The sequence below is a fragment of the Halorubellus litoreus genome, assembly GCF_055378595.1.
The window spans coordinates 372367-398080 of the sequence record NZ_AP043835.1 but is presented as its reverse complement, the minus strand read 5'-3'; the positions used below and the strand labels follow the sequence as shown (position 1 = coordinate 398080).

At 66.1% G+C, this 25714-nt stretch carries 18 protein-coding genes; 13 read left to right on the top strand and 5 right to left on the bottom strand.

The annotated features are described in order from the left end of the window. Nucleotides 1-287: 287 nt before the first annotated feature. Complete coding sequence (locus ACZ48X_RS04350) at nt 288-3809, bottom strand: PAS domain S-box protein (protein WP_336351900.1); 3522 nt, start codon at nt 3807-3809, stop codon at nt 288-290. 315 nt (nt 3810-4124) lie between these two features. Between ACZ48X_RS04350 and ACZ48X_RS04345 the strand changes: the two genes are divergently transcribed. The 4 genes from ACZ48X_RS04345 to gdhB all read left to right on the top strand — a co-directional run bounded on the left by ACZ48X_RS04345 (nt 4125) and on the right by gdhB (nt 9215). Continuing rightward, entirely contained in the window at nt 4125-4574 is a 450-nt protein-coding gene (locus ACZ48X_RS04345) for a hypothetical protein (RefSeq protein ID WP_336351901.1), read from the top strand. A gap of 213 nt (nt 4575-4787) precedes the next feature. Beyond that, complete coding sequence (locus ACZ48X_RS04340) at nt 4788-7664, top strand: bacterio-opsin activator domain-containing protein (protein WP_336351902.1); 2877 nt, start codon at nt 4788-4790, stop codon at nt 7662-7664. A gap of 103 nt (nt 7665-7767) precedes the next feature. After that, complete coding sequence (locus ACZ48X_RS04335; RefSeq protein ID WP_336351903.1) at nt 7768-7911, top strand: rubrerythrin-like domain-containing protein; 144 nt, start codon at nt 7768-7770, stop codon at nt 7909-7911. A 2-nt stretch (nt 7912-7913) separates the two neighbouring features. Further along, nucleotides 7914-9215, top strand: coding sequence for a glutamate dehydrogenase GdhB (gdhB, locus tag ACZ48X_RS04330; RefSeq protein ID WP_336351904.1), 1302 nt, complete (start codon nt 7914-7916; stop codon nt 9213-9215). 96 nt (nt 9216-9311) lie between these two features. Here the strand turns inward: gdhB and ACZ48X_RS04325 are convergent, their stop codons facing one another. After that, entirely contained in the window at nt 9312-10544 is a 1233-nt protein-coding gene (locus tag ACZ48X_RS04325; RefSeq protein WP_336351905.1) for an ABC transporter permease, read from the bottom strand. Between the two features lie 288 nt (nt 10545-10832). On the opposite strand from ACZ48X_RS04325, the gene ACZ48X_RS04320 reads away from it, so the two are divergent. After that, nucleotides 10833-11741 (top strand): ABC transporter permease, encoded by a 909-nt coding sequence (locus tag ACZ48X_RS04320; protein WP_336351906.1) that lies wholly within the window; start codon nt 10833-10835, stop codon nt 11739-11741. A gap of 281 nt (nt 11742-12022) precedes the next feature. Beyond that, on the top strand, nt 12023-15253 hold the full coding sequence (locus ACZ48X_RS04315; protein ID WP_336351907.1) for a hypothetical protein: 3231 nt from the start codon (nt 12023-12025) through the stop codon (nt 15251-15253). 81 nt (nt 15254-15334) lie between these two features. Here the strand turns inward: ACZ48X_RS04315 and ACZ48X_RS04310 are convergent, their stop codons facing one another. From ACZ48X_RS04310 to ACZ48X_RS04300, 3 genes are all read right to left on the bottom strand, one after another. After that, complete coding sequence (locus ACZ48X_RS04310) at nt 15335-16645, bottom strand: tyrosine-type recombinase/integrase (protein WP_336351908.1); 1311 nt, start codon at nt 16643-16645, stop codon at nt 15335-15337. A 135-nt stretch (nt 16646-16780) separates the two neighbouring features. Then, nucleotides 16781-18169, bottom strand: coding sequence for an ATP-binding protein (locus ACZ48X_RS04305; protein ID WP_336351909.1), 1389 nt, complete (start codon nt 18167-18169; stop codon nt 16781-16783). A 540-nt stretch (nt 18170-18709) separates the two neighbouring features. After that, nucleotides 18710-18874, bottom strand: coding sequence for a hypothetical protein (locus tag ACZ48X_RS04300; RefSeq protein WP_336351910.1), 165 nt, complete (start codon nt 18872-18874; stop codon nt 18710-18712). A 1117-nt stretch (nt 18875-19991) separates the two neighbouring features. On the opposite strand from ACZ48X_RS04300, the gene ACZ48X_RS04295 reads away from it, so the two are divergent. From ACZ48X_RS04295 to ACZ48X_RS04265, 7 genes are all read left to right on the top strand, one after another. Next, nucleotides 19992-20303 (top strand): HalOD1 output domain-containing protein, encoded by a 312-nt coding sequence (locus tag ACZ48X_RS04295; protein WP_336351911.1) that lies wholly within the window; start codon nt 19992-19994, stop codon nt 20301-20303. A 44-nt stretch (nt 20304-20347) separates the two neighbouring features. Next, nucleotides 20348-21211: a zinc metalloprotease HtpX gene (htpX, locus tag ACZ48X_RS04290; protein ID WP_336351912.1), complete on the top strand. Its 864-nt coding sequence runs from the start codon at nt 20348-20350 to the stop codon at nt 21209-21211. Nucleotides 21212-21340: 129 nt separating this feature from the next. Beyond that, complete coding sequence (locus tag ACZ48X_RS04285; RefSeq protein ID WP_336351913.1) at nt 21341-21940, top strand: TetR/AcrR family transcriptional regulator; 600 nt, start codon at nt 21341-21343, stop codon at nt 21938-21940. 194 nt (nt 21941-22134) lie between these two features. Then, nucleotides 22135-22653, top strand: coding sequence for a zinc ribbon domain-containing protein (locus ACZ48X_RS04280; RefSeq protein WP_336351914.1), 519 nt, complete (start codon nt 22135-22137; stop codon nt 22651-22653). Then, a complete protein-coding gene (locus tag ACZ48X_RS04275; RefSeq protein ID WP_336351915.1) occupies nt 22646-23260 on the top strand; it encodes a TetR/AcrR family transcriptional regulator in 615 nt (204 codons plus the stop codon). The genes ACZ48X_RS04280 and ACZ48X_RS04275 overlap by 8 nt, the downstream gene beginning before the upstream one ends. Beyond that, a complete protein-coding gene (locus tag ACZ48X_RS04270) occupies nt 23257-24717 on the top strand; it encodes an MATE family efflux transporter (RefSeq protein ID WP_336351916.1) in 1461 nt (486 codons plus the stop codon). Before ACZ48X_RS04275 ends, ACZ48X_RS04270 begins: the two co-directional genes overlap by 4 nt. After that, entirely contained in the window at nt 24710-25618 is a 909-nt protein-coding gene (locus tag ACZ48X_RS04265; protein ID WP_336351917.1) for a hypothetical protein, read from the top strand. Before ACZ48X_RS04270 ends, ACZ48X_RS04265 begins: the two co-directional genes overlap by 8 nt. Nucleotides 25619-25714 lie beyond the last annotated feature (96 nt).

Below are 25714 nucleotides of genomic sequence, written 5' to 3'. Positions count from 1 at the left end.
GGGATGGTCGACTCAACGAGTGTACTCAGACCTTGCGTTCGGACCCTCATCTGGCGTGTCGCTATCAACATAGGGACCGGACCCTATGGGGGGCTACGTGAGTACCCTCTCCTCCCGCTCCCTTCGCCGACCCCTGCCCGTGTCCCCCACTTCTCCCAGTATCCCGTTCAGAGACAACATCCGTGCCCCGACGGATCATACGTCATCCATGGCGTACCGGGTCCGTCACAGCCGCGCGACCCGACTGTCGGGGTAGTCGCTCCGACCCGGTGCGCTCGATGAGCCGCTCAGTTCACGCCGTCGAAGAGCAACGACATGACGACGCGCTCCCCGGTGCGCCGATGCGACTGGTACGTCGACGACGCTATCGAGAGCACCTCCGCGAGGTCCTCGTTGGTCGCCGACCGCGGCCACTCGTAGTACCCACCGTAGAACGCCGCCTGCAACGCCTGATACTGTCGGTCCGTACACCCCTCCCGCACCCGCTCCCGGATGGCTACCGGCGTCTCGACCGCCGACACGTCCGACCGCCGCGCCGCCAACTCCACGCCCGAGAACCGCTCGGACAGCGCCTCGACGAACCCCCGAACGCTCGTCGACGACGCCACGCGAACCGTCACCGCCGTCCCGCCACCCGTCGTCTCCATCGCCTCCAACGCCGCCCCGTACTCCGAGAGCAACTCGAAGAACGGCGATTCCGAGACAGTACACTGATAGAGGCCCGACCCCTCGTCCTCGGCCAGCACGGCCGCCGAACGCACCACGTGCAACGCCGCCGGGAGCGACCGAACGGCCGCCGCCGACTCCTCGGCCTGCACGTACGCGACGTGCGACCCCGACCCCGACGGCATCGCGCCACGGAGCACTACCTCGCCCTCCAACTCCGCCGCGATGCGATTCCACACCAGTCCCGGGTCCGAGATCTCGACGTCGAGTTCGGTTCGCCTCCCCGGCAACTGCGGCGTCGTCACGCCAAGCCGACCCATCGCACTCCCGATGAGGTGGCCGAGTTCCCCGAACACCTCGCGCTGGTCGGGCGTGAACGAGTTCGCAGCCGACGCGTGCACGACCAGTACCTCGTCGGGCTCGTTCTCGAGAGGAATCGGGACGGCCGCAACCGACTGGAAGCCGTGCTGGAGCGCGGTCTCTCGCATCGGCCGCCACGCGTCAGTGCCGACAACCTGGTCGACGACCTGGACGGCGTTCGACTCGACGGCCGTCTCGAGAAGCGACTGGAGTGGCGCGCCCACGGCGTCGTCCTCGACCGCGTCCAGCAACCCACCCATCGACCCGGCCGTCGACGCCGCGACGAACGACTCGCCGTCGTCGGCCCGCTCCCCGACCCAGACCGCCGAATACTCCTCGCGGTTCCCCAGTCGCGTACACACGGCGTCCCTGACCGCCTCCTGCGTGGTCACGTCGTACATCGACCGCGTGATGTCTCGGATGATGCCGTTCAGTCGCTCCATGGCCTCCAGGGTGTCCGTCTGACGCTCGAGTCGCTGTTCGCGCTCCCGGAGCGCCACCTCGCGCTGGACGCCCTCGAACGCCGCCTCCAGGTTCGCAGCCAGAATCGAACACAGCTCGATCTCGGTGTGCGACAACCCGTCCGGTCCCTCGGCCGTCGCACGAAACACGCCGTGCTCGCCGAGCGGAATGAACAACCCAGTCGAGGATTCGTCCACCCCAACGGGCGCCGCGTCGACACCCCCAGGGTCCTCCAGTTCACCAGCGACCGCGTCGACAGCTCCCACTCCGTCCCCCCTGGGGACGTGACGTCGACTGTCAGAAGCGAACGCCTCCCACGCGACGTGGTCGTCCGCGGGCCCGACCGCGCCTTCCTCCCCGGCCACATCGACCTCGGGTGCAGTAGCCGCGATCGGACACAGCGCGTTCCGCGACTCGTCGTACTCGTACACCACGCCGTCAGCGATATCCAGTAAGTCCCCGACCGCCGCCGTCGCCACCGCCGCGATGCTCTCCGTATCGTCAGCCCTGAACATGTCCCGCGTATTCTCGTGAAGCGACCGCACCGCACTCTGGTACCGATGCGCCTGCGTCCGGTCGTTCAGCACCGTCAACACCGCCGTTTCGTCCTCGTAGACGACCGGTCGGGACGTCGTCGTCACGTACCGGGTCTCTCCCGTCACGGTCCGTATCTCTCGCCGCCTGTTCGTCGGCAACCGGTTTCCGCGCTCGGTCGCCCGCGCCTGCTCCAGGACCGTCTCCTCGTCCGACGCCGGCACGTACTCGAGCACCGACGTCCCCACGACGTCGTCGGCGGCGCCCACGCCCACCTGGTGGGCGAACGACTCGTTCGCGTACAGTATCTCGCCGTCGGTATGCACGAGGATGGAGTGCGGCGACATCTCCACGAGCGTCCGGTACCGATTCTCCGACCGTCGAAGCTCCGCCTCCTTCTCCCGGAGTTCGGTCAGGTCCACGACGACCGCCTGCCCGACCTGCTCGCCCTCGAACCAGCCGGTCGTCGTCTGCACTTGCACGTGCCGGACGTCCCCGTCCGCTCGCTCGAGCCGGAAGTTCGTCGGCCCGACGGCGCTCTCACTCCCGAAGATGTCGTCGATCTCGCCCTCGGCCACGGGTTCGTCATCCTCGTGAATGAACTCGAATATCGACCGCCCGACGAGGTCGTCGAGGTCCGAGAGCCCCAACAGGTCCAAGACCGCGTCGTTCCCCCAGACGGTCTCGCCCGTCCCATCGAAGAGGTTGATCGGCGCCGGCGAGTTCTCGACGAGGTTCCGATACCGGCGTTCGCTCTGCTCGAGTTTCCGCTCTCGCTCCTTCCGGTCCGTGATGTCGCGGCCTTCCGGCACGAGGAACTGTACCTCCCCGTCGTCGTCGCGAACCGGGCGAATCGAGAAGTCGATGATCGCGTCCCGGTCCTCGCCCTGCACCCGGTACTCGTCCCGGAACAACTCCCCGTCACGCGCTCGTTCGACGCCCTCCTTGACCGTTCGCTGTGTCTCGGGTTCGATCTGGAACGAGTACGTCTCCCAGATGGGCTTCCCGACCACCTGCTCGCGGTCGACGCCCGCGAACGCCAGCGCGGTGTCGTTCACCTCGAGCAGCGTGCCGTCGGTATCCATCAGCCCGATGAACGTGTACGTGTTGTCGAACACCGCCTCGAACCGCCGCTGTCGCCGTCGCCGGTCGGTGACGTCCTGGAACTGGGAGATGACGGAGACGACCTCCCCGTCCTCGACCAGGACGCGATTGTGCCACTCGCAGTGAACGCGCTCGCCATCCTTTCGGACGTTCTCGTTCACGTGCTTGAACCCGCCCTCGTTCTCGAGGAGGGCCTCCACCATCTGCCCCACGGACTCCTGCTCGGACGCGGGCACGATCTCCGTCCACGACTCCCCGCGGAGGTCGGCCTCGGAATACCCCAGGATGTCCTCGGCGGTCTCGTTCACGCGCAGGCATTCCATGGAGTCGTTCCACTCGATGACGCCGAACGGTGACTGGTCGAACAACAGGTTCAGGCGTTCCTGTTCCGCTCCCCGACCCCGAACTGCCTCGTACTCGTCAAGTGCCTCCCGAACCCGCTCCAGGAGGACCTGCTTCGACCCCGAATCCGGGTTCCGAACGACGTAGTCGGTGACACCTTCCGCGATCGCCGTACTGGCCACTTTCTCGTCCCCCTGCGACGCGTACAGAATGAACGGCAGGTCCGAATCGCCAGCACGAACGGTCTCGAGCAACTCGACGCCGGTTCCGTCACCCAACTCGTACGCCGCCACGACGCAATCGAACGACTCCTCCGCAACGGCCTCACGTGCAGCAGCCACACCGCGCTTCTCGACCACGGTGGCGTCGACGTCCCGTGGCCACCGCACGGTTGATTCTTCGGCGAGCGGCTCGACGCACAGCAGACGAGCCGATCCTCGCCCAGCACTTAACATGCCTCGCTAGTCAGGCAGGAATCACCATATAGTTCAGGATTGTCGGTATTCCCGGGGACTCGCCAGTGTCGCACTGCGGATGGAACGACGCCACCTGCAAGCCACGGTTCGACCATCGACCAACGTTTTCCGTCCCTTCCCAGTTCAAGGGGTGACCTAACACATCGCTTCATGAGGCAGCCATCGTCTCCTCGGACGTCCATGACCGAACTCACCGAGTACGAGACGTGCATCTCGAGAGGAGTCAAAGTGATCTGTCCGTGTGACTGGTTGGACGACGAAATGCCCCACTCTGTTCCGGTGTCGCACGTGCTGTCGCGGGGGGCGTGCGATCGAGCGGGGGCGTCGCTGGATGGGATGCGGTTGGTGATGAACGACCCCGACACCGGAGCGTTCGCGCAGGAGTATCGGCTCGACCGCCGCATCGAGACGACCAGGAAGGGGGGCGAGATTCCGTACTACGTCGCGCTCGCGCAGTGTCCGTACGACTCGTGCGACGGCGAGATGAGCGTGAATTGGATCGAAAGCACCACCGGGTCCCGTGCCATCGACCGCGACGAGCACGGGCACTGCAAGGAGTGTTCGCGTCCGATCGCGGGCGTGGACTTCCGGGTCGGGACGGACTGCGTCGGTCGCCTCTACCCGGTTTGACGACGATAGCGAGCGCATACCCCCGATTTGAGGCGGGGGCGTGAAGCGGAGACGACGAGCCCGAGGGGGTTAGATAGCAAACGATTTTGAACGTGGGGGGTTTGATGGTGGACTAGTGATGTGTTCGCGGTCGAGTTCGGACGACGAGGGGAACTGGGAAGCGCGCCCGTTCGAAGCCGCGTTGATCGGTCGCGGTCGTCGCGGGGTGGCCTGATGGAGGCGTCCTCCCCGGTCGTCGATTCGGCGACGGTACTGGTCGTCGGGGACGCCGACTGGACCGCGGGCTTCACCGCGACGCTCGAAGCCGAGACCGAGGCGAGCGCGAAGCGTGCGGAGACGAAGGCGGCGGCGCTCGACGTCCTGCAGGAGGGCGGCGTGGACTGCGTCGTCAGCGCCTACGAACTCGGGGACGCCACCGGCATCGAACTCATCAGAGAGGTGCGGGGCGAGACCGGGACGCTCCCGGTCGTGCTCTGTACCGGCGAGGGGAGCGAGTCCCTCGCGAGCGATGCCATCGCGGCCGGGGTGAGCGATTACGTCGCGCTCTCGGACCCGGTCGACGACCAGTTCGAGGACGTCCTCGAGCGAGTGGAGCGCGCGCTCCGGACCGCCCAGCGCAGTGGGACCCAGCGGGAGCGCGCCAGACAGTTCGACGCCATGTTCGACGATGCGCGGACCGCGACGTGGGTGCTCGACCCGGACGGCCGGCTCGAACGGGTGAACGAGACCGCTCGCGAGATGGTCGACGCATCGACCGCCGACCTGGTCGCGGAGCCGTTCTGGACGCTCCCGTGGTGGGCCGCGGACGGGGAGAACGCGGACGTCGAGCGACTCGTCCAGACGGCGCTCGACGGCGAGTTCGGGAACGCCGTCGTCATGCAACCCCCGGAAGTCGCGGGGTCGCGGGTGTTCGACCTCTCCGTGCGACCGGTCGAGAACGACCGCGGCGACGTCGTGTCGGTCGTCGTCGAGGCCGTCGACGTCACCGAGCGCGTCGACCTCGAACGCGACCTCCGGCAGTCCGAGGAACTGCATCGCGTGACGCTCAACAACATGACCGACACCGTCCTCATCACGAACGAGGACGGCGAGTACACCTACGTCTGCCCGAACGTGCACTTCATCTTCGGGTACACGGCCGAGGAGATCCACGAGCAAGGCACCATCGACGACCTGCTCGGGTCGGACCTCTTCGACCGCGAGGAACTCGCCGCCGAGGGCGTCCTCAAGAACATCGAGACGACGGCGGTCGACAAGGCGGGCCGCGAGCACACGCTGCTGGTGAACGTTCGCGAGGTCGCCATCCAGGACGGCACCCTCCTGTTCAGCTGTCGTGACATCACGAAGCGCAAGCAACGCGAGGAGGCGCTCGCGACGCTCCAGGAGACGGCTCGCGACTTCCTGTACGCCGAAACCCAACAGGAGATCGCCCAGCACGTCGTCGACGATACGAGCGGCGTCCTCGGGCTGGACGCGAGCGCGGTCTACCTGTTCGACGCGGCGGTCAACGAACTCCGCCCGACGGCGTACACGTCGCAGATGCGGGAGCTCAACGGCCCGCTCCCGACGGTTCGCGCCGACGGCGAGACGCTCCCGAGTTACAGCTTCGTCGAGGACGAACCGCTGTTCTTCGAGGACGTTCACGACGCGTCTCGACTCGAGAACCGGGCGACCGACCTCCGGAGCGCGACGTACATCCCGCTCGGCGAGCACGGCGTGTTCGTCAGCGGGTCGGACCAGGTCGGTGGGTTCGACGCCGTCACGGGAGAACTCGCCGACCTGCTCGCGGCGACCGCCGAGGCCGCGCTCGACCGCGTCGCTCGCGAGTCGCGACTCCGGGAGCAGGACCGGATGCTGCAGGCGCAGAACGACCAGCTGACGGCGTTGAATCGCATCAACGAGACGATCCGCGAGATCGACCAGGCCATCGTCGCCGCGGAGACCCAGGAGGAGATCGACCACACGGTCTGCGAGCTCCTGACCGGCGACGACCGGTTCGCGTTCGCGTGGATCGGTACCGTCGACGCGACGACGGACGCGGTCACGCCGCGCGCGTGGGCGGGCCGCGAACAGGGGTATCTCGACAGCCAGGCGTTCGCGGTCGACGCCGCGAACGCGGAACCCGCGGGGCAGACCGCGGCGACCGGCGAGGTGACGAAGGTGCCGAACGTGGCTGCCGGGCTTCGGGACGACCCGTGGCGGAAGGACGCGCTCGCGCGGGACTACCTCTCGGTGGTGAGCATCCCGCTCGTCTACAACGACCTCACGCACGGCGTGTTGACGGTGTACGCGCCCAGTCAGGACGCGTTCGACGAGACGACGGAGGCCGTCCTCGCCGAACTCGGCGAGACGATCGCCGCCGCGTTGAGCGCCATCGAGCGCAAGCACGCGTTGCTCACGACGTCGATGACGCGCCTCGAGTTCGAGGTCGACGACCCGGCGTTCGTCCTCTCGCGGTTGGCGGCGGACGCGGGGTGTACGCTCTCCTACCAGGGCGGCGTCCAGCAGTCGACGGAAGGCAGCGACGTGTTCGTGACCGTCGAGGACGGGAGCGTGGATGCGGTCGTCGACGCCGCCTCGCAGTTGGTCGGTATCGACGACGCCCAGCGCATCAGCGGCGACGGCGAGGGCGGCGTGGTCCGGTTACGGCTCACGCAGCCGTTCCTCGCGCTCGAACTCGCCGACCACGGAGCCGTCTTCCAGGAGGCGACGGCGAGTCCGAGCGCCACGACGCTCGTCATCGACATCCCGGGTGGTATCGACGCGCGAACGCTCACGGGGCTCGTCCGGGAGACGTTCGACAGCGTCGCGCTGCGGTCGAAGCAGACGCTCGACCAGTCCATCGAGCACGACTTGACGGCGACGGTCCTGGAGAAGCTGACTGACCGACAGCTGGAGGTCCTGCAGACGGCGTACTTCAGCGGGTTCTTCGAGTCGCCGCGCGACAGCACCGGCGAGGAGGTCGCGGAGACGCTCGGCATCTCCCCGCCGGCGTTCTACAAGCACTCGCGGACCGTCCAGCGGAAGCTCTTCGAGACGCTCTTCGAGGAGTCCAACGCGCCGGTCACGGGCACCGGTAGGGTTCAATAACGAACCGGGGTCTTCTGTCGGGGTTGGGTGATTAATCCCTGTGTATTCCCTAATACACTTATTACACTGGGTCGGGGTGCCTCGCCGGCACACCCGACCAATCATGAGAGACGTCGACCCCGAATCCGACCAAGAGACACCGTACGAGTGCTTCGGCTGTGGCAACATCATGATCGCGGAGAACCCCCCCGAGGGGTGCCCGGACTGCAGCGGCGCGATGCGGAATCGCCGAACACCACTCGAATAACGATGGCATCACAGACAGATTCCGCGCGACCGACGTCGGACGATGCCGCGACCGAGGACCCGGAGCCCGAGACAGCGCTCGAAACCGCTCGGCGACAGCTCCACCACGCCGCCGAGCACCTCGACATCGACCCGAGCATCGTCGAACGACTCAGACACCCGAAGAACGTCCACGAGGTGACCGTTCCCATCGAGCGCGACGACGGCTCCGTCAACGTGTTCACGGGCTATCGAGCACAACACGACAGCGTCCGCGGCCCGTTCAAGGGCGGCCTGCGGTACCACCCCGACGTCACCAGAGACGAATGCGTCGGCCTCGGCATGTGGATGACCTGGAAGTGCGCGGTCATGGACCTCCCGTTCGGGGGCGCCAAGGGCGGTATCGCGGTCAACCCGAAGGAGCTGAGCGCGACCGAGAAGGAGCGACTGACGCGTCGGTTCGCGCAGGAACTCCGCGACGTCATCGGCCCGAACCAGGACATCCCCGCGCCCGACATGGGAACGGACCCCCAGACGATGGCGTGGCTGATGGACGCCTACTCGATGCAGGAGGGCGAGACCACGCCCGGCGTCGTCACCGGCAAACCCCCCGTCGTCGGCGGCAGCGAAGGCCGCGAGGAAGCGCCCGGCCGGAGCGTCGCCATCGTCACGCGACTCCTCTGCGAGTACTACGACCGCGACCTCGCGGAGACGACCGTCGCCATCCAGGGGTACGGGAGCGTCGGCGCGAACGCCGCCCGACTGCTCGACGACTGGGGCGCGACGATAGTCGCGATCAGCGACGTCAACGGCGCGATGTACGACCCCGACGGCATCGACACCCGAAGCGTCCCGTCGCACGACGAGGAACCCGAAGCCGTCACCGAGTACGCCGACGACGTCATCTCGAACGCCGACCTGCTCACGCTCGACGTCGACGTCCTCGTCCCGGCCGCACTCGGGAACGTCATCACCGAGGAGAACGCCCGAGCCGTCGCCGCGGACCTCGTCGTCGAAGGCGCGAACGGCCCGACGACGTCCACCGCCGACGCCATCCTCGCCGAGCGAGACGTCCCGGTGATACCCGACATCCTCGCGAACGCGGGCGGCGTCACCGTCTCGTACTTCGAGTGGCTGCAGGACATCAACCGGCGCGCCTGGTCGCTCGAACGCGTGAACGAGGAACTCGACGCCGAGATGCAGGCCGCCTGGGAGGCCGTTCGAACGGAGTACGAGACGCGCGACGTGACGTGGCGCGACGCCGCCTACATCGTCGCGCTCTCCCGGATCGCCGACGCCCACGAAGCACGCGGCCTCTGGCCCTGACCCCGCAGTTCTCCCACCCGCCCCCGAATTCGTCTGCTCTCGACGCGACCACAGAGCATCGAAACCAACTGACTGTGGGCACGTTCGACGCGCCGGTCAGTTGTCGGTCTGTGGGGTGACGGCTTCGCCGAGCGTCCGGCCGAGCAGGGCGAACGCCAGCATCGTTCCCACGAGCAACGCGCCCGGGATGGCGGCGACCCACCACTCGGGTGCGACGCCGCCCTTGGCGGTGCCGAGACTGATCGTCTGGCCCCACGACACGACGGTCGGGTCGCCGAGCGTGACCATCTCCCCGTCGAACGGCGAGCGGAGGACGATGAACGACAGTGCTGCCTCCGTCACGACGAGTAGCGGAATCTGGAGGGTGACGTTCGTGAGAACCGGCTGCGCGATGTTCGGGAGGAGGTGCTGGCGCATGACGTCGAGTTTGCTCGCGCCGGTCGCTCGCGCCGCCTTCACGAACGGGCGGTCGCGCAACTGGATGGCCTCGTTCCGGACGAGGCGGGCGAGCCCGCCCCAGTTCGTCAACCCGAACACGAGGAGCAAGACGAGCAGGCGGTACTCGTCGTTCCACCACCAGAACAGGAGGTAGACGACGAGCGCGGGCACGGTCTGTGAGACGCCGGCGGCGCGCATCAGGACCTCGTCGACGCGCCCGCCGGCGTACGCCGCGAGCAGCCCGACGCCGATACCGGTCGGGACCATGAGGGTCGCGGAGACGACCGCGACCACCAGCGCCGTGTGCGCGCCGAGCAGGAGGAACGGCAGGAGGTCCTTCCCCGTCGAGGTCGTCCCGAGCGGGTACTGGAGCGTGCCGTGACACCGCCCGTTCGCGACGTCGCCGACGCACGACCCGGGCGTGAACAGGTGCACGGTCTCGACGGAGAGCCCGACGGGTGGCTGGCTCGCCCGGTCGAACGCGATACCCGTCGGCTCGGAGACGAGGACGGGCGCCGCGATCCCGACCGCGACGAACGCGACGACGAACGCGAGACTCAGGAAGGCGGCCGGGCTCTGCCGGAGTCGCACCCAGTGTCGCTTCGCCGCCGCGGGCTCGCGAACGAGCGGTGCGACGACGAACGCGAGGATCGCGAGTACCGACGCCGCGAACAACCAGTCCAGCGGTTCGAGGTTCGCGACGAGTGGGAGCGAGTTTCCGGCGACGTGCTCGTGGGAGAAGCCGACCGCGAGCACCCCGAGTCCCGCGAGGAACAGCCACGTCGACCGAGAGAGCCACCGCTCGCTGCCGGTGGCCTGCTCCCAGTCGACGTCCTGGAAGCGCTCCGGCTGAGCGGCCGAATCCGACTGCTCTGTCGTTGGCGGGGTCATGGCGGGCGGCTCGCTGCTGTCGTTGGCGGGGTCATGGCGGGCAGGTCGCTGCTGTCGATGGAGGGGTCATGGCGGGCGGCTCGGTGTTGGGGTCGCGTCGAAAGATTAAGTGGTTCCAGTTCGCGAGGTGAACGTATCGATGTATCATCAAGTGTCCCCATCCCAAGTAAACGTTACCCCCGGCGGTCGCGCTCTGGTACCGGCCGCTGACACGGGCCAACTGCCAGCCCTCCACGACGCTGACCCGTCGACTCTGGCGACGTCCGACAACGTCGCCGTCCCGGCGCCATGAACCGACTCGGGTTCCTCGTGCGTCGGACGCTGGGGCTCGCGGTGACGGTGTGGGCGGCGTTCACGCTCGCGTTCGCGTACATCGCGCTGACGCCGTTCACCGAGGGCCTGCTCGCCAGCGACCAGGTCACTGCGTCGCCGTCGGACCCCGTGCTCGCGCAGTACGTCGACTGGCTCGCGTGGACGCTGACCATCTGGGACGAACCGGTCGTCGCGACGACCCTCGACCACCTCGCGTACACCGCCGCGTACCTCGTTCCATCACTCGCGCTCGCCGTCGTCGTCGGCGTCGGCATCCGCGTGTACACCATCGGCCGCGAGGGCACGACGCTCGACTCGTACGTCACTGCCGCGTCGCTGGTCGCCGTCAGCATCCCCGTCTTCCTGCTCGCGCTCGCCATGCGCGAGACGCTCCTCGTGCCGTTCTTCGAGGCCTTCGACGTGATACGCATCTACGACCGCGCGAGCGGCGCGTTCACCGTCCGGAACCTCGAAGCAGCCCTCTGGTCGACGACCGTCATGACCCTGTTCCTGCTCGCGGTCCAACTCCGGTACGCCGGCGACATCCTCAAGCAGTACGCGTCGGCCGACTTCGTCAAGGTCGCCCGCGCGAAAGGCGGCGGCAGCTGGCAGGTCGGCCGCCACGTCTTCCGACAGACCGCCATCCCCATGGTGTCCGTGTTCTTCACCGAACTCCTCGGCACCGTCGTCCTCGCCGTCTTCATCGTCGAGTACGTCTTCGGCGTCCCCGGCATCGGCGAACTCACCATCGAAGCCGTCCTCGACCAGAACCTCCCCCTCGTCCTCACCATCGCCGTACTCACCGTCCTCACCGGCGTCCTCGCGAACTACCTCCAGGACGTCGCCTACATGGTCTACGACCCACGCGTCGACTTCGAGAACTAGACCCACGCCTCGACGCGGGGAGCGTGGGACCGCGCGACGCTCGACCCAGCGACCTTCGCGAACCTGACGACGTTGCCGACCAGAGGCGAACGCTGAAGGCTACACGAGTTGTAGCCGGAGAGCAACGTGACGGCCGTTCGTGAACCGGTTCCCGACGCGAGCATGCTGACGGCACTCCTCGAATTGCCTGCTATCGAGCCGCCGCGGTCGCGTCGGGACCACAGCGGTGCCAATGCGACGCCGAAGAACGACCCTCCGCGTGACACGGTCGGTGAGTCTCCATGACCAGACCGCTACTGCGGTCGCCCGACGCCATCGAGGACGAGGCCGTCCGCGAACGGGTCGTCGACCTCGCCGAGCGACTTCGCGCACCGGACGGGTGTCCGACCGAACTCGGCGCGCTGACCGACCGACGAAAGGCATGCGCGGCGGTCAGAGAACTGGAGGACCGTTCTGCCAGGACGCTCCTCGTCCCGGTCCTGCTCGAGGTGTTCCGCGAGGAAGCGAAACGGTCGTTCGGCCATCGGGCGGGAACGATGCTCCACCGACCGATCTCACGGGCGATCCGCACCGAGATACGCCATGCACTCGACCGGTTGTGGGGGCTCGCCACCGTCAACGCGTACGAGGACGCGGGCGAACCGCTCCGGTCGTTGCTAGCGCCCCTCGTCGACGTGGTCCACCTGGACGGACGACCGCGGGCGTCCGGCGGCGGTCTCCTGCTCCTCGGGGAGGCCGCGAAGTGGCGCCCGGACGCGGTCGCCGAGTCCGTCGTGGCCGCGGGTCGCCCAGCGGAGTTCGCGTCCACAGTCGGCGCGTGGCTCGAGACGGTCGACGACCGCGCGGCCATCGATGGCGTCAGACTCCTCGCAGCCGTGGCGACGCGATTCCCCGACACCCTCCCCGCCAGCGACGAGACGCTCCGCCGCGGCCTCGAATCGACGCTTCGATCCGACTCCACCGCAATCAGCAGTGTGGCGCTGCTCGTCTGCGATGCACTCGGAATCGACGTCACGGACGACGACGGGGACGTCCGCTCTGACCCGAGAGCGTACCTTCGAGCGTGCCTCGGGGCAGCAGACGCCGACGTGCGGCCGACACTCTCGGTGCGGCTCGGACACGTCGTCGCCACCGACACGAACCCCGACGCACTCGTCGAACCGCTCGTTCACAGGGCGCGCCAGCGGCGTAACTTCGAGCGCGACCCGGTGCTCCGCGCGATAGGTGAACTCGTCGCGTCGGACGTCGACTCGCCCAGAGGCGCGGTCCGAACGCTCTCGACGCGAGTCCGGGAGTCGTCGGACCACTCCCAGTCGCAGTTCGCCAGGTCGCTCGGCGAGGTGGCGACGACGTATCCCGAAGTCCTCCCCGAAGCAGTGCGGTCGCTCGCCGTGGTCGTAGACCGAATCGACCCCGGCGACGCCCACCTCTCCAAGCGAACCCTGACCGAGTTCCTCGGTCGGGTGGTCGTGGCCGGCGACGAGTCGTCGAGCTGCGTCTTCCAGGCGCTCAGCCGCGAGTGGGAGGTCGACTTCGGCCACCTCGCCGTCATCAGGAGCGAGTCGGTGCTGCCGACTGCGGGCGCGGTCGCGCTCGAGGCTCCAGACCTCGCCCCTGACGCGCTTCGACCGCTCCTCGAGCGCGCACGCGCCCTCGGTGACAGGTCCGACGAGGCGCTCCTGACGGCCGTGGGGGACGTCGTGCTCCGTATCGCCGACGACGACGAGAACGTCGCGGCGGTGCTGTGCGAGCGAGTGACAACGACCGAGCATTCACGACACGAGCAGGTGGCGTGGCTCCTCGGCGCGTTCGTCACGGGCAGCGTCATCCCGGAACCGTTCGAACGAACCGCATCCGTGGCGCGAACCGCCGTCAGCGACGCCCTCGACACCGACCGTGCACTCGGAGTGGCCGGTGAGGTCGCCGCGCTCGAGCCGGAATCCGTCGCCGACGCGACCGACGCCCTCGCGGCCCGGGTGCAGGACGCGGATCGAGGCTCGAACCGCCGTGACCGGACGGCACAGGCGCTCGGCGAACTCCGAGCGACCGCATCCGCCGCGGACTCAGGCCTCGACCTGCTGGCCGAGCACGTCCGCACCGCTTTCGGCGACGAACGCACGGCGTACGCTATCGCACTGGGCGAGACGACTGCCGCGAACCGGACGAGCCCCGCCGAGGGACTCCGGACGCTCGTCGAACACGTCCGAGCCCAACACGTAACCGACCACCAGGAGTTCGGGCCGCCACTCCGAGCGCTTAGCCAAGCCGCCGTGACCCCGGACGTGCCACTCGCGGAGACCCACGCCCCGCTCGTCGAGTGGACTCGAGACCGTCCGCCGACTGGCCAGACCCAGGAAGCAGACCCACCCGTCATCGTGGGTCAATCCGAGTCGACGGCGGACGAGTCGGCGAGCAACGAGCGGGACGAACCACCCATCCATCCGCGCAGGCACACCACGCTCCCCGCCGAAGTCCTCGGCGAGACCGCACTCGCGACGCCCTCGGTCGTCCCGGACGCCGTCGCCACGGCCGCTCGAACGATACGCGGATCCGGGGAGCCGGCCGCGGCAGACCGCCAGACGCTCGGCCTCCTCGTCGCCGCGGAGGACCCGTTCGCGCGAACGCTCGGCCGGGAGCTCCTCGAGGGATACGGACAGCACGACACATCGATCAGCGACAGCGCGCTGACGTCCATCGGACAGACCGTCGTGTCGCCCTCGACAGGACTCGCGACCGTCACCTCAGTGGAGTGCGAGCGAGCGCGCAGGACCGCTGGACTCGAGCAATGGCTCACCGTCGGCGGCCTCGCGTGCCGGTCCCTCCGGGACCGTCGACGCGCCACGGCGACAGTGAACTGCCTCGCCGACGCCGTCGAACTCACCGAAGACGGCTACGACGGGCCCGCCGAAGCCCTCGGCGAACTGCTCGTCGCGTCCCCCGAACTGGCGTCGGACTCGGTGAGGCCGCTCGTCGACTACCACCGCCAACGAACGTGGGGCGGGATCTCGGAGCTCGAATCAGAGTTCCTGTCGCTCAAGACGATCGGGCTGCTCGAAGCCGTGGACCCGATCGAGTTCGCGACGGCCGTGGTGACCCAGCTGCTCTCTGGAGCGGGCGACCTCCGTCGATACGTCAGGCAAGCGATCAGGGCGACGAACCACGACGTGATCTCGCCGGCGGACCTCGTCCAACCGCTCGAAGACGCACTCGCGTCCACGCCATCGGGCCCACCCGACTTCTTCTCGGGCTACCACTCCCACGAGTCCGGCTCCGGAATGCAACCACTGTGCAGCGGGTGCGGCAGTCGCGAATACGCCGACGCCTTCTTCGAGCTCATCGCCCTCACTGCCACGCACATCCCGGCCTCACCCGAGTTCCAGGCGCTCCGCGATCAGATACGGGATCTCCTCCGCGAGGTACCGACCACGACCGTTCGCGACCGATTGACGATCACGGACACGCTGTCGCAATTGGACGCCGTCGCCGCGCACTCACACGACGAGACGTATTGAGAGACTGGACTACCCGATCGAGCTCGACCCTCGGTGGACTCACCCTGCCCCGCTGATTCACGCGCGGCATCCAGATGATTCTCAATCATCAAGCGTCTCGTTCGGTGGGGCGAATGCTGCTGCAAGGCGCTCGCGCATGGCATCCCGTCGCAGCCGTCGGGCGCGGTCCTCGGACAGGTAGTTCTGGAGGACTACCTCGGGGTCGCTGCTGCCCTGTTCGGCGGCGATATCCTCGAGCCCGCTGATGACTTCCTCGAGCGTCTCCGAGTACTTGTCGTACCAGAACCGCCGACACAGCTGCGGCGACGGCCGCTCACCGTCGATACGTTCTGGCAGTCCGGCGGCGTCGGCGAGCTCGCGGAAGCGCCGCCAGACCGTCTGCCGCGAGATGTGGTCCGCGTCCGCTTGCGTCGACGGAAACAGGTACCCGTTCCACGACGAGCGGTCGCTCAACTGCGCGAGTCGATCCTCGAGGACGTCCATCCCGTAGAGGATGCTAACCGACCCGGGACCGTTCTTCCGTTCGGCGAACTCGAGACGTGGGACGTCCCCACCGTCGCGGTCGAGCTGCCTGACGTGCAGCTTGGCGACCTCGTTCGCACGCAACCCCCACGCGGCGAGGGCGACGACCAACAGTTCCTCCTCGAGCCCTTCGACAGCGTCCATGAGTGCTTGCACGTGCTCCGTTCGAAGGGCGGGCGTGTCGCCGTCGGTGGTAGTGTCCCACTTGAATTCGTCGTCGAGCCCGGCGGCGGGATTCGTGGCGGCGACCTGGCGGGACACGAGGTGACTGTAGAACGATTCGACGATGTCGGCGACCCGCTTGATCGTGGTGTCACTCTTCTCGGTACGCTCGTTTAGGTGGTCGAAGGCGGCGAAAACCTCGTCGACGCTCTCGTACGCAGGGATGTCCGTGTCTCGAGCGACAGAGTGGAGGAGGTCGGCGTGGTCGTTCGCACCCTTGAATGCTTTGAGGTAGGTGTTGAGGCGGTAGCGGAGGGTGTCGACACTGGCGTCACTCAGGCCGTAGCGGCTCGCGCGCCGGTCCAGGAAGTGCTCCAGGGCGTCGATTGTGACTTGGTCGTTGGACGCCCAATCGTAGCCATCCACGTCCGCGTCGGGGGCGATGTGCTGGCTCCAGAACTCACTGAAAGTCACGTCGTGGTGACGGCGGAGGGCGGCGACGAACGGCCGATAACCGTTGTCTGCGAGCCAGCTGGCAGTCGGTTTCTCGGTGTCGACGTCGATGCCGTCGGCGCCGGCGTCGGAGGCGACGTGCCGCCAGAAGTACTGCTGCATGTCGCCGAGGTCCTGGTCGGTCCAGCGGCGCGTAGGTGGTCCGTGGGCGTCAGTTCCTTCGAGTTGGTCCGCGGAATTCGTCGAATCAGCCATAGATTGGAGAGTTGTGTGGTCGGCCCGACGCGATGGTGTGCAACCTATCCTGGTTTTCTCATCGTCCTCGCTAGTACTTTGTGGTTGTTACAGTCAGATTACGGCCCTGTCAGGGGATGCGCGGCGTCGTACAGCTCAGCTAGAGTGCGACGTTTCGAAGAGGTCGACGACAGCACCTGGTGTGAACAGACGGAGATCCTCCCGGGAGGCAGCCGCTTCCTGGAGTTCGCTGGTGAAGCCTTCGCGAGCGAACAGGGCATAGACGACCGACCGGTCGGTTCCGTGCCAGCGGACGTCGCTCTCGAGCGCTTCGAGGTCAGCAAGCAACCCATGCCCCACTTCGCCCGTGGTCCATTTGCATTCACCGAGCAGGAGCGTCTCCGTTTGCTCGTTGATTCCGGCCACGTCGATCTCGTTCTCCCCGTACCACCACCGGCCGACTCGCGAGCAAGTCACGGGGAACGCAGCGGTTCGAACGACCTGTCTGCAGACGGTTTCGAACGTCCAACTTGTATGCTCGGATAGCGTGTTCTCGATAGCTCGTCGAACCGGCGTCGTGTTGCCCTGTTCGAGGGTCGCTCGGTTCGGGAGGACGTATCGGAACCAGAACCGGAGGAACTGGTCGGTGATCCGGTAGACACCACGGCCGTCGGGGTCAGTGACTGGTGTTTCGCGTTCGACGAGTGCGATGCGCGTGAGGTTCTGGAGGTACCGAGAGATGGAACTGGCGTCTCGGTCAATCTCGTTCCCGATTTCGCTCACTCGCGTCGCTCCACCGGCGATGGCTTCGAGAATCGCCATGTAGGTTGGTGGTTCGCGGAGTTCCTGGCGGAGCAGGAACTCTGGTTCTTCGTTGAGGAAAGCGCCCTTGGAGAGGACGAATTGTTCGACGTTGTCGAGCAGGGCTCGGTTGGTATCGAACTGTTCGAGGTAGGCAGGGATGCCGCCGAGGATGCTGTAGGCTTCAATCAGTTCGCGTGGGTCGTAGTCGGGGAAGAAGCCGGCGGCGTCGCCGAGCGTCATCGGTTCCATGCGCCATTGGCCGGTTCGGCGGCCGTAGAGTGGGCTCTCGTAGCTGAGGACGCCTTCTTCCATCATGGAGATGGACGAGCCGAGGAGGACGAGGGAGATGCCTGTGCCGTCGAGTGTTTGGTCGACGATGGTCTGGAAGACGGAGGGGATGGTGTCGTCTTCGTCGACGAGGTAGGAGAATTCGTCGAAGGCGACGACTGCAGGGCTGTCGAGGCGGCGGGTGAGGTATTCGAAGGCGTCGACGAAGCCGTCGACGTCTGGTGGGATGTCGTCGAGCTCGGTTGCGCAGTGGTCGGCGAAGCGGCGGGCGTTTTGGGTGGTGCCGCGTTCGTCGCAGAGGTAGTAGAACGTTGGTGTGTCGAGTGAGTTGAGGACGCTTGTGACGAGGGTGGTTTTACCGACGCGGCGTCGGCCGTAGAGGACGAGGAGGTCTTCGGTGTCGCTGGTGAGGTGTGAGTGGAGCCAGTCTCGTTCTGCGTCCCGATCAATCATTATGTGCACGATAATATTATCTCCTGCATAATCAGTGTGTGGGTCAGTCAGGAGCCTGACCGAGAATCAGCAAGAAGCAACCAATGACCGAGGTTAGCCGAGAGCTGGCGGTTCTCGGAGTGCAGATCGCGGGGTGGGAACCTGATTCGGGGAAGAGCTGGGTTCGCTTGCGGTGGCGGATTTTGAGAACAGGGTTTTCGCGGGATTGGGCATTCTTGTTGTTCAGCAGTAACATATTTGTGTGTTACTGACGAGACCAGTCAGTTGCACACACGATTTCTGCCCACCACAGGGACCGAACCGGAGTAAACCACATATCGCTATACAAAAAACTACTACGTCTCCTTCCCCACAGGTTCGGAGGATGGGCTAGTTCTAGACCATCTCTCCGTCTACTCGTGGTTTTTCTCGGCGGTCAAGGGAGGATATCGAACTGTTATGGCCGTGACTATCGGATAGAGGTGCGAAATTGCGTGAATTCTAGCGTTGCTGGATAGTGTCGCCACTTTCGAGCAGCGAACTCAGCGGGGGTTCAGCTTGTCAGTCGGGAGGGATCAACGCCGAGACGACGATCTCGACACATTCGCCCGCGGTCAACACGGGTGCGTAGTCCATCTCTCCATCGACGCCTGCTTTCAGCAGGAAGTCGGTGAGTCGCCAGATGTTGTAGAGGAGGACGGCGAACACGAAGTAGAACAGCCGCACCCTGTAATCCTTCGAGTGCCTTGTGGCGTGCCACAGCCGACCATCCCCATGAACGTCTGTAACTCGAAGAATTGGGTGTCCTCGTAGGTGGCGTTCGCGGCACGACGGGAGTCGAATCCGTCGAAGCCGTGGTCCCGAGCGAGTCGCGTTGTCCGCTTGATCTGCTCGGTAGTGAACTCGCGTGGGTCGTTCTCGTCTAAATTGTCCGGGAACGCATTCGGGTCTCGGTCTGAGGACACGACCTCCGCTTTGGGTCGGGCTTCGGGGACGTGGATGTCGTGGTCGTGAATCTCTTTGACGACGTAGTGTGCGGCTGTAGTGACGAATTCTCTGGTGGTGTCATCGAATCGGTTGCGCCAGGTCCGGGAGAGCACCGATTCGTTGGGGATCTTCTTGAGTCTGAATACGTCGGCCAGTTCGGGATATCTGGTGAGTGCGCGGTAGCTCTTGCCGGTGAGCTCTCGGTAGATGAACAAGCGCATCATGCCCTCGAAGGAGTGGGGTGCGGGGTGCCATTCGGGATATCCGTCATCGAGCAAGCCGAACGGCCCCGCCAACTGTCGAAGTGCGGTACAAAGCGACTGGTCGCTTTCGAGTGCGGTTCTGAGCTTCGTCCCGACGATTTACGCATCGGTCAACAGCTGCTCTTGACAGGCCATAATCGCCATCCAAGAAGCCAATCAGACAAGCAATGTGCTTCATCTTCTCGCACCTACCGCAGGCGTTACTGTCGGATTGATAGACACAGACAATCTTTCCCCCTCGGGGCACCTCGGTCGCTTCGCTCCGTGTGGGCACCGCTCGCGGCAACAACAGGGGTCAACAAGTCCGCCTCCGCCGTCTTCGATGGCTCCGGCGGCGAAATGCGCTTGCGATGCTCGCGTGGACGGTCACTGACGGACTGACGGCCGTTGGTCAACACGCAGATGGACTGAGTAGATAGCCTACGATGAAAGAAAGGCACACATTAAATCCACCTCTCTCATCGAGGTTGTGATAGTGCCCGTTTGGCTCTCATCGGAGGTTCCCATTGGAATATTGCGTCTCCGACTCAGGACGACAAGGCTTATATTGACTGAACGTTCATTCAAAAATGGGCATGAGCCCACCTCAACCAATGTCCCGCACCAGCCAGACCACCACAACGACCGGCATCTATCGCACCACCTGGAACGAGACCACCTCGCTCCACGACGTCATCGTCGAGGGAGTCGTAACCGCAACTGGCAGAACCCGCAGCACAATCGAAGACCAGTACGACCGCGCACACGCACGCTCGCTCCGTGACCTCTTTGACACAGATAACACCTCGGTCCCCTCCACAGGCGTCGTCAAATTCGTCGTCGCAGCCTGCACCGTCTCCGTCCACAGCGACGGCCGTCTCATCGTCGAACCACCGGACAGTATCCACCACGGCACCAGCACCTGAGTAAGCCACTACGCTACACCTGACGAGACCCACCCACAACCCATATGACACGCACACTCCCAACCGACCGCGGACTTCAGGCACGCATGGTGGTCACCGTCGTCCTGCTCGCCGGCCTCTACGCTGGCTTCGTCGGCGTCCTCGTCCTCGTCGACGCCAGCCTCCTCGTCAGCGTCCTCGTCATGGGCACGCTCCTCGGTGGCCAGTTCCTGCTCAGCGACCGCCTGGCACTCCGCGCGATGGGTGCACGCACCGTCGACGCCGACGAGTATCCACAGCTCCACGCGGTCGTCACCCGACTCAGCCAACAGGCAGACCTCCCGAAACCGTCGGTCGCCGTCGCGCAGACCAAGACTCCGAACGCGTTCGCGGCCGGGCGCTCGCAGTCCGCCGCCACCGTCTGCGTCACCACCGGTCTCCTCGAGACCCTCGAGGACGACGAACTCGAAGCTGTCGTCGCCCACGAACTCGCGCACGTCAAGAACCGCGACGTCATGATCATGACTGTCGCGTCGTTCTTCTCGACCATCGCGATGTTCGTCCTCCGGTGGGGCTGGCTGTTCGGCGGTGACGACGAGAATCCGTCGGCGCTCGTCGCCGTCATCGCCTCGTTCGTCGTCTGGATCATCTCGTTCCTCCTGATGCGTGCGCTCTCGCGGTACCGGGAGTTCGCGGCCGACCGCGGCGCGGTCGCCATCACGGGCCGGCCGAGCGCGCTCGCCAGCGCACTCCAACGCATCGACACGCGGATGGACGCCGTCCCGAAGCGAGATGCTCGCGAGCGGGCCGAGATGAATGCGTTCTTCATCCAGCCGCTCAGGAGCGGTTTCGTCGGCCGCCTGTTCAGTACGCACCCGAGCACGGAGGCGCGCATCGAGCGCTTGCGGGACTTCGAACGATCGCTCTGACAGCGGCGTTCGGCCAGTCACCCCACGACGTGTCCGTCATCGCGAGTCTTCGCGACTCCTTCGGCCCCGGGCAACGGTGCAGGTGGCGAGTGACAACGGTTTACTGCGGGGTCCGTCTATGACCGGGTAATGAGCGAGTCGAGCGACGATGCGGAGACGACCGACGAGATAATGCGGGCGACGTACCGGGCGTTGTTCCAGCACGGGTACTCCGCGACGACGATCTCGAAGATCGCCGACGAGTTCGACAAGAGCAAGTCACTCATCTACTATCACTACGAGGACAAGGAGGAGTTGCTCGGGGCGTTCCTCGAGTACCTCTTGGACCAGTTGGAGTCGGATCTGGCAGCCTCGGACGGTGAGGATCCGAAGTCGCACCTGCTCGAGGTCGTCGACCTGTTGTTGCCGAGTGAGCTCGAGGACGAGCGGTTCACGTTCCTGCGGGCGTTGCTGGAGTTGCGGGCGCAGGCGCCGTATCACGAGTCGTACCGCGAGCAGTTCGAGCGGTCGGACGAGCTGGTCGTGTCGTTGCTCGTGGACGCGATCGAGTGGGGTATCGAGGAGGACGTGTTCCGGGCTGTGAACTCGCGTGAGGTTGCGGAGTTCGTGTATTCGACAGCGTACGGTGCGATAGAGCGCGGGGTGACGGTCGACGACCCGTCGGTGCTCCACGAGAACCGTGGGTACATTGAGTCCTATCTGGAGGCGACCCTGTTCAAGTACTCCTGAGTCGGGTTCGGCGCGGTCCTCGGTGCGTTCGCGTGGAGGCGTTGCGTGTCTGTCTCTGGAGTGTGGTGTGGGTGGCGGTCGCTGGTGGTCGATTCTTGCGGGTGTTGCTTCGACGGGGACGGGGGTACGTCATTTGGTGCTGTGGTGGGTGACGGGTCACAGGACTTATGCTGACTGAACGTTTATTCAGCATCATGGTCGAACGTTCATCCGCCAGACGCCCCTGGCTCGCCGCACTGCTCGGCGTCCTCGCTACAGGCGCCGGCCACCTCTACCTGCGCCGCTGGCTCCGCGCCATCGGGTGGCTCGCCCTCACCACCGCCGTCACCGTCCTCTACGTTCCCGAACCGGTCCTCACAGCAGCGACCGCGGCCGACACCGTCCCGCTCGAACCCTTCCTCCCAACGCTCACCGTCATCGCACTGAGCGTCACGGACGCCTACCTCATCGCCAAACTCAGTAACCGCCTCCACGCGTCGCTGGGCAACCGCGGATCCAGCCAGACCAACACCACCCCCCGAGACGACGCCGCCAACGCCACGTACCCCGTCGGCGACCCCGACACCGACAACACCGACGCCACCGACGACAGCGTGGACTGCCCACACTGTGGGAAGCCCCTCGACCCCGACCTCGAGTTCTGTCACTGGTGCACGACCGACCTCGGCGACTTCGACAGCCACCGACCCGAACGAGGACGGGACGATGTCTGAGGACACCGCCGACGCGGAAGGCACCAGCACCCAGATCCAGATCATGGAAGCCACCTACCGCGCCCTCCGCAGATACGGTTACACCGACCTCACAATCGCCCACATCGCCGAGGAGTTCGACAAGAGCAAGTCCCTGCTCTACTATCACTACAGCTCCAAGGACGAACTCGTCGCTGCCTTCATCGAGTTCGCCGGCGACCGCTTCCTCGCGTCCCTCGACGACATCGACGAATCCGACCCGCTTGCGACGGTCCGGCGAATCGTCGACGTGTACCTCGCCGTCGACGTCGACGACGACATGCGGGACGCCCAACGTACCATCATCCAGCTCCGAGCACAAGCCATCGGTACCCCCCAGTACCGCGCGGAGTTCACGCGAATCGACGCCGCCCTCCGCGACCGCATCGCGACCGCGATCGCCGACGGCATCCAGACCGGTCGTATCCAGGAGGACATCAACGCCGAGCGTGCGGCCACCTGGCTGCTGTCGTCGCTCAACGGCGCGATGCTCGAACGTTACACCGCTGACCACGACGTCGTCGAACCAGTCCGCGGGATGATTCACGCGACACTCGACGACCTCGCGGCCGACGACCTCCAGGCATGAGTACGCGAGACGTCAACCTCACCGACGGCGACCTCCTGAAGCCACTGTTGGTCCTGTCGCTCCCCATCGTTCTCAGCCAACTGCTCCAGGTCGGGTACAACCTCGCGGACACCTTCTGGGTCGGCCGCCTCGGACAGGAGGCCGTGTCGGCCCTGTCGTACTCGTGGCCGCTCGTCTTTCTCATGATATCGGTCGCGGGCGGCTTCACGGTCGCCGGAACCGTCCTGGTCGCCCAGAACAAGGGCGCGGGCAACGACGATCAGGTGAACTACGTCGCCGGGCAGACCATCGCGTTCGTCACGATCGTCGCACTGGCGTTCTCCATCCTTGGATACGTCCTCTCGCCGTGGCTCGTCGACCTCGTCGGCGCAACTCCGGGCAGCGTCGAGTACCAGCTCGCCGTCGAGTACACTCGCACGATCTTCATCGGCGTGCTGTTCATGTTCGGGTTCTTCATCTTTCAAGCGCTCCTCCAGGGTTGGGGTGATACGCGAACCCCGCTGTACCTGATGGCTCTGGGCGTCGCCCTGAACGTCCTCCTCGACCCGTTCCTCATCCTCGGATTCGAGGGGAACGTGCTGCTGTCCTGGCTCGGCCTCGACGGGTTGCAGTCGTCGCTGTACGCGCTCACCGGGTTCGCGGGGTTCGGTGTCCAGGGGGCGGCGCTCGCGACCGTGTTCTCGCGGGGAGTGGGCGCCCTGCTCGGGTTCTTCTGGTTGTTCTCCGGACGGGTGGGCATCCACCTGTCGGCGTCGGACCTCGTCCTCGACTGGTCGATGGTCAAGCGCATCGTCTCACTGGGCGCGCCGGCGAGCGTCGAGCAGTCAACGCGCGCACTGGGCATCACGGTCCTGACGGCGCTCGTCGCGTTCGCCGGCGACGACGCGGTCGCGGCGCTCGGTATCGGGAACCGCATCAACTCGCTCGTGTTCCTCCCGGCCCTCGGCCTGGCGCGCGGGACGGAGACGATGGTCGGGCAGAACCTCGGCACCCAGCAGTCGGGACGCGCCCGGAGGGCAGTGCTCTACAGTTCCGGTATCGTCGCGGGAGTGCTGGCGGTCGTCGGCGTGGTGGCGTACGCGTTCGCCGACCCGATCACGAGCGTGTTCATCGCGGACGCACCCGACGTGGTCGCACTCGGTGCGGATTACCTCCGCATCATCGGACCGACGTTCCTCTTCATCGGGGTGTTCCAGGTAGTCCAGGGTGCATTCCGTGGGAGTGGGAGCACGCGGCTCGCGATGGCGTTCGCGATTCTCTCGCTGTGGGTGTTCCGGTTGCCGCCGGCGTACGTCTTCCAGGAGGTTCTCGGCATGGGTGCCAGTGGCGTGTGGCTGGCGATAGCGCTGTCGAACGTGCTATCGATGGTCGCCGCGGTGGCGTGGTTCGCGCGTGGGACCTGGACGAGCAACGTGGTCGCAGCGGAGCCGGCTGGGAAGGTGTCGGGCGATGACTGAGATCGAATCGCCGGCCCGTCTGGTGTCGGCACGCGCGGCGTCGCTTGCTCGGGCGACGGAGTCCCGGCTGGACGGGCCCGTTGCCATGGAGCGACCGCGTGCGCTCGGGTCGGGATTCGGCGCGGGCGACGTGGGAGTGCCGTCGCTGGTTGCGGCGTTGGTCGTCGAGACGATGCAGGACGGGACGGGAGGCGGGACGGCGGGAAGCGGAGTGGCGGGCAGTGAACCGCCAGCGGCGGCAGTCCGGACCGGGCTTGCCGTCGAGGCACTGGATCGACAGGGCCAGGCGTTGGCCACGGTCCCCGCTATCGCTGCGCGAGAGGGTGACGGGAGTGCGGTGACGGAGTCTGTCCTGTGGTGTGATTGGTTGCACGCTCGCGCCCACGAGTTGCTGGTGGGTGGTTCGGAGCGCGGGGAGCGGGTGGTGTCGGCGGTGCGGAGCATGGGGCGGGAGGTCGCGTCGCGGAACGAGCGTCGAGAACCGGGCCAAGTTGCCTCTGAACCGGTGGTCGCGGTGCCGTCGAGTGTCGTCGATGAGGGGACGGATTCGGTGATCGTTCGCGGGAGTGGGTGTTCGTGTGCGATGGCTGCGCGCATCGGTGGCCTGGTCGGTGGTGCGAGGCCGGACGTGCTCGACCATACGGTGACGTATGGCGAATTGGTCGACGAATCCGTTCGGGAATTTGGCCGGCAGATGATCGGTCGGTTGGGTGGGACGGCTGTCTCCGGGGGTGCGTTGGATCCTGCCGTCGGCGTCGCGGGTGGCGCGGGCGTGGTCCAGGATGACGTGGAGGGGTGCGAATCGGCGGGGTCGAGTGAGGGTTCGGACTCACTGTGCTGGCAGGCGCTGTGGTGGCTGCTCCTGGCGGTGGACGGAGGCGCTTCTGAGATGCAGCGGTGAGTGTACTGTCGGTGGTTTGGGCAGACGAGTCGCAACATACAAGTATTGACTGTACGTTCAGTAGATTTGCAGTGGTGGGCGGGGTACTTGCCGCCT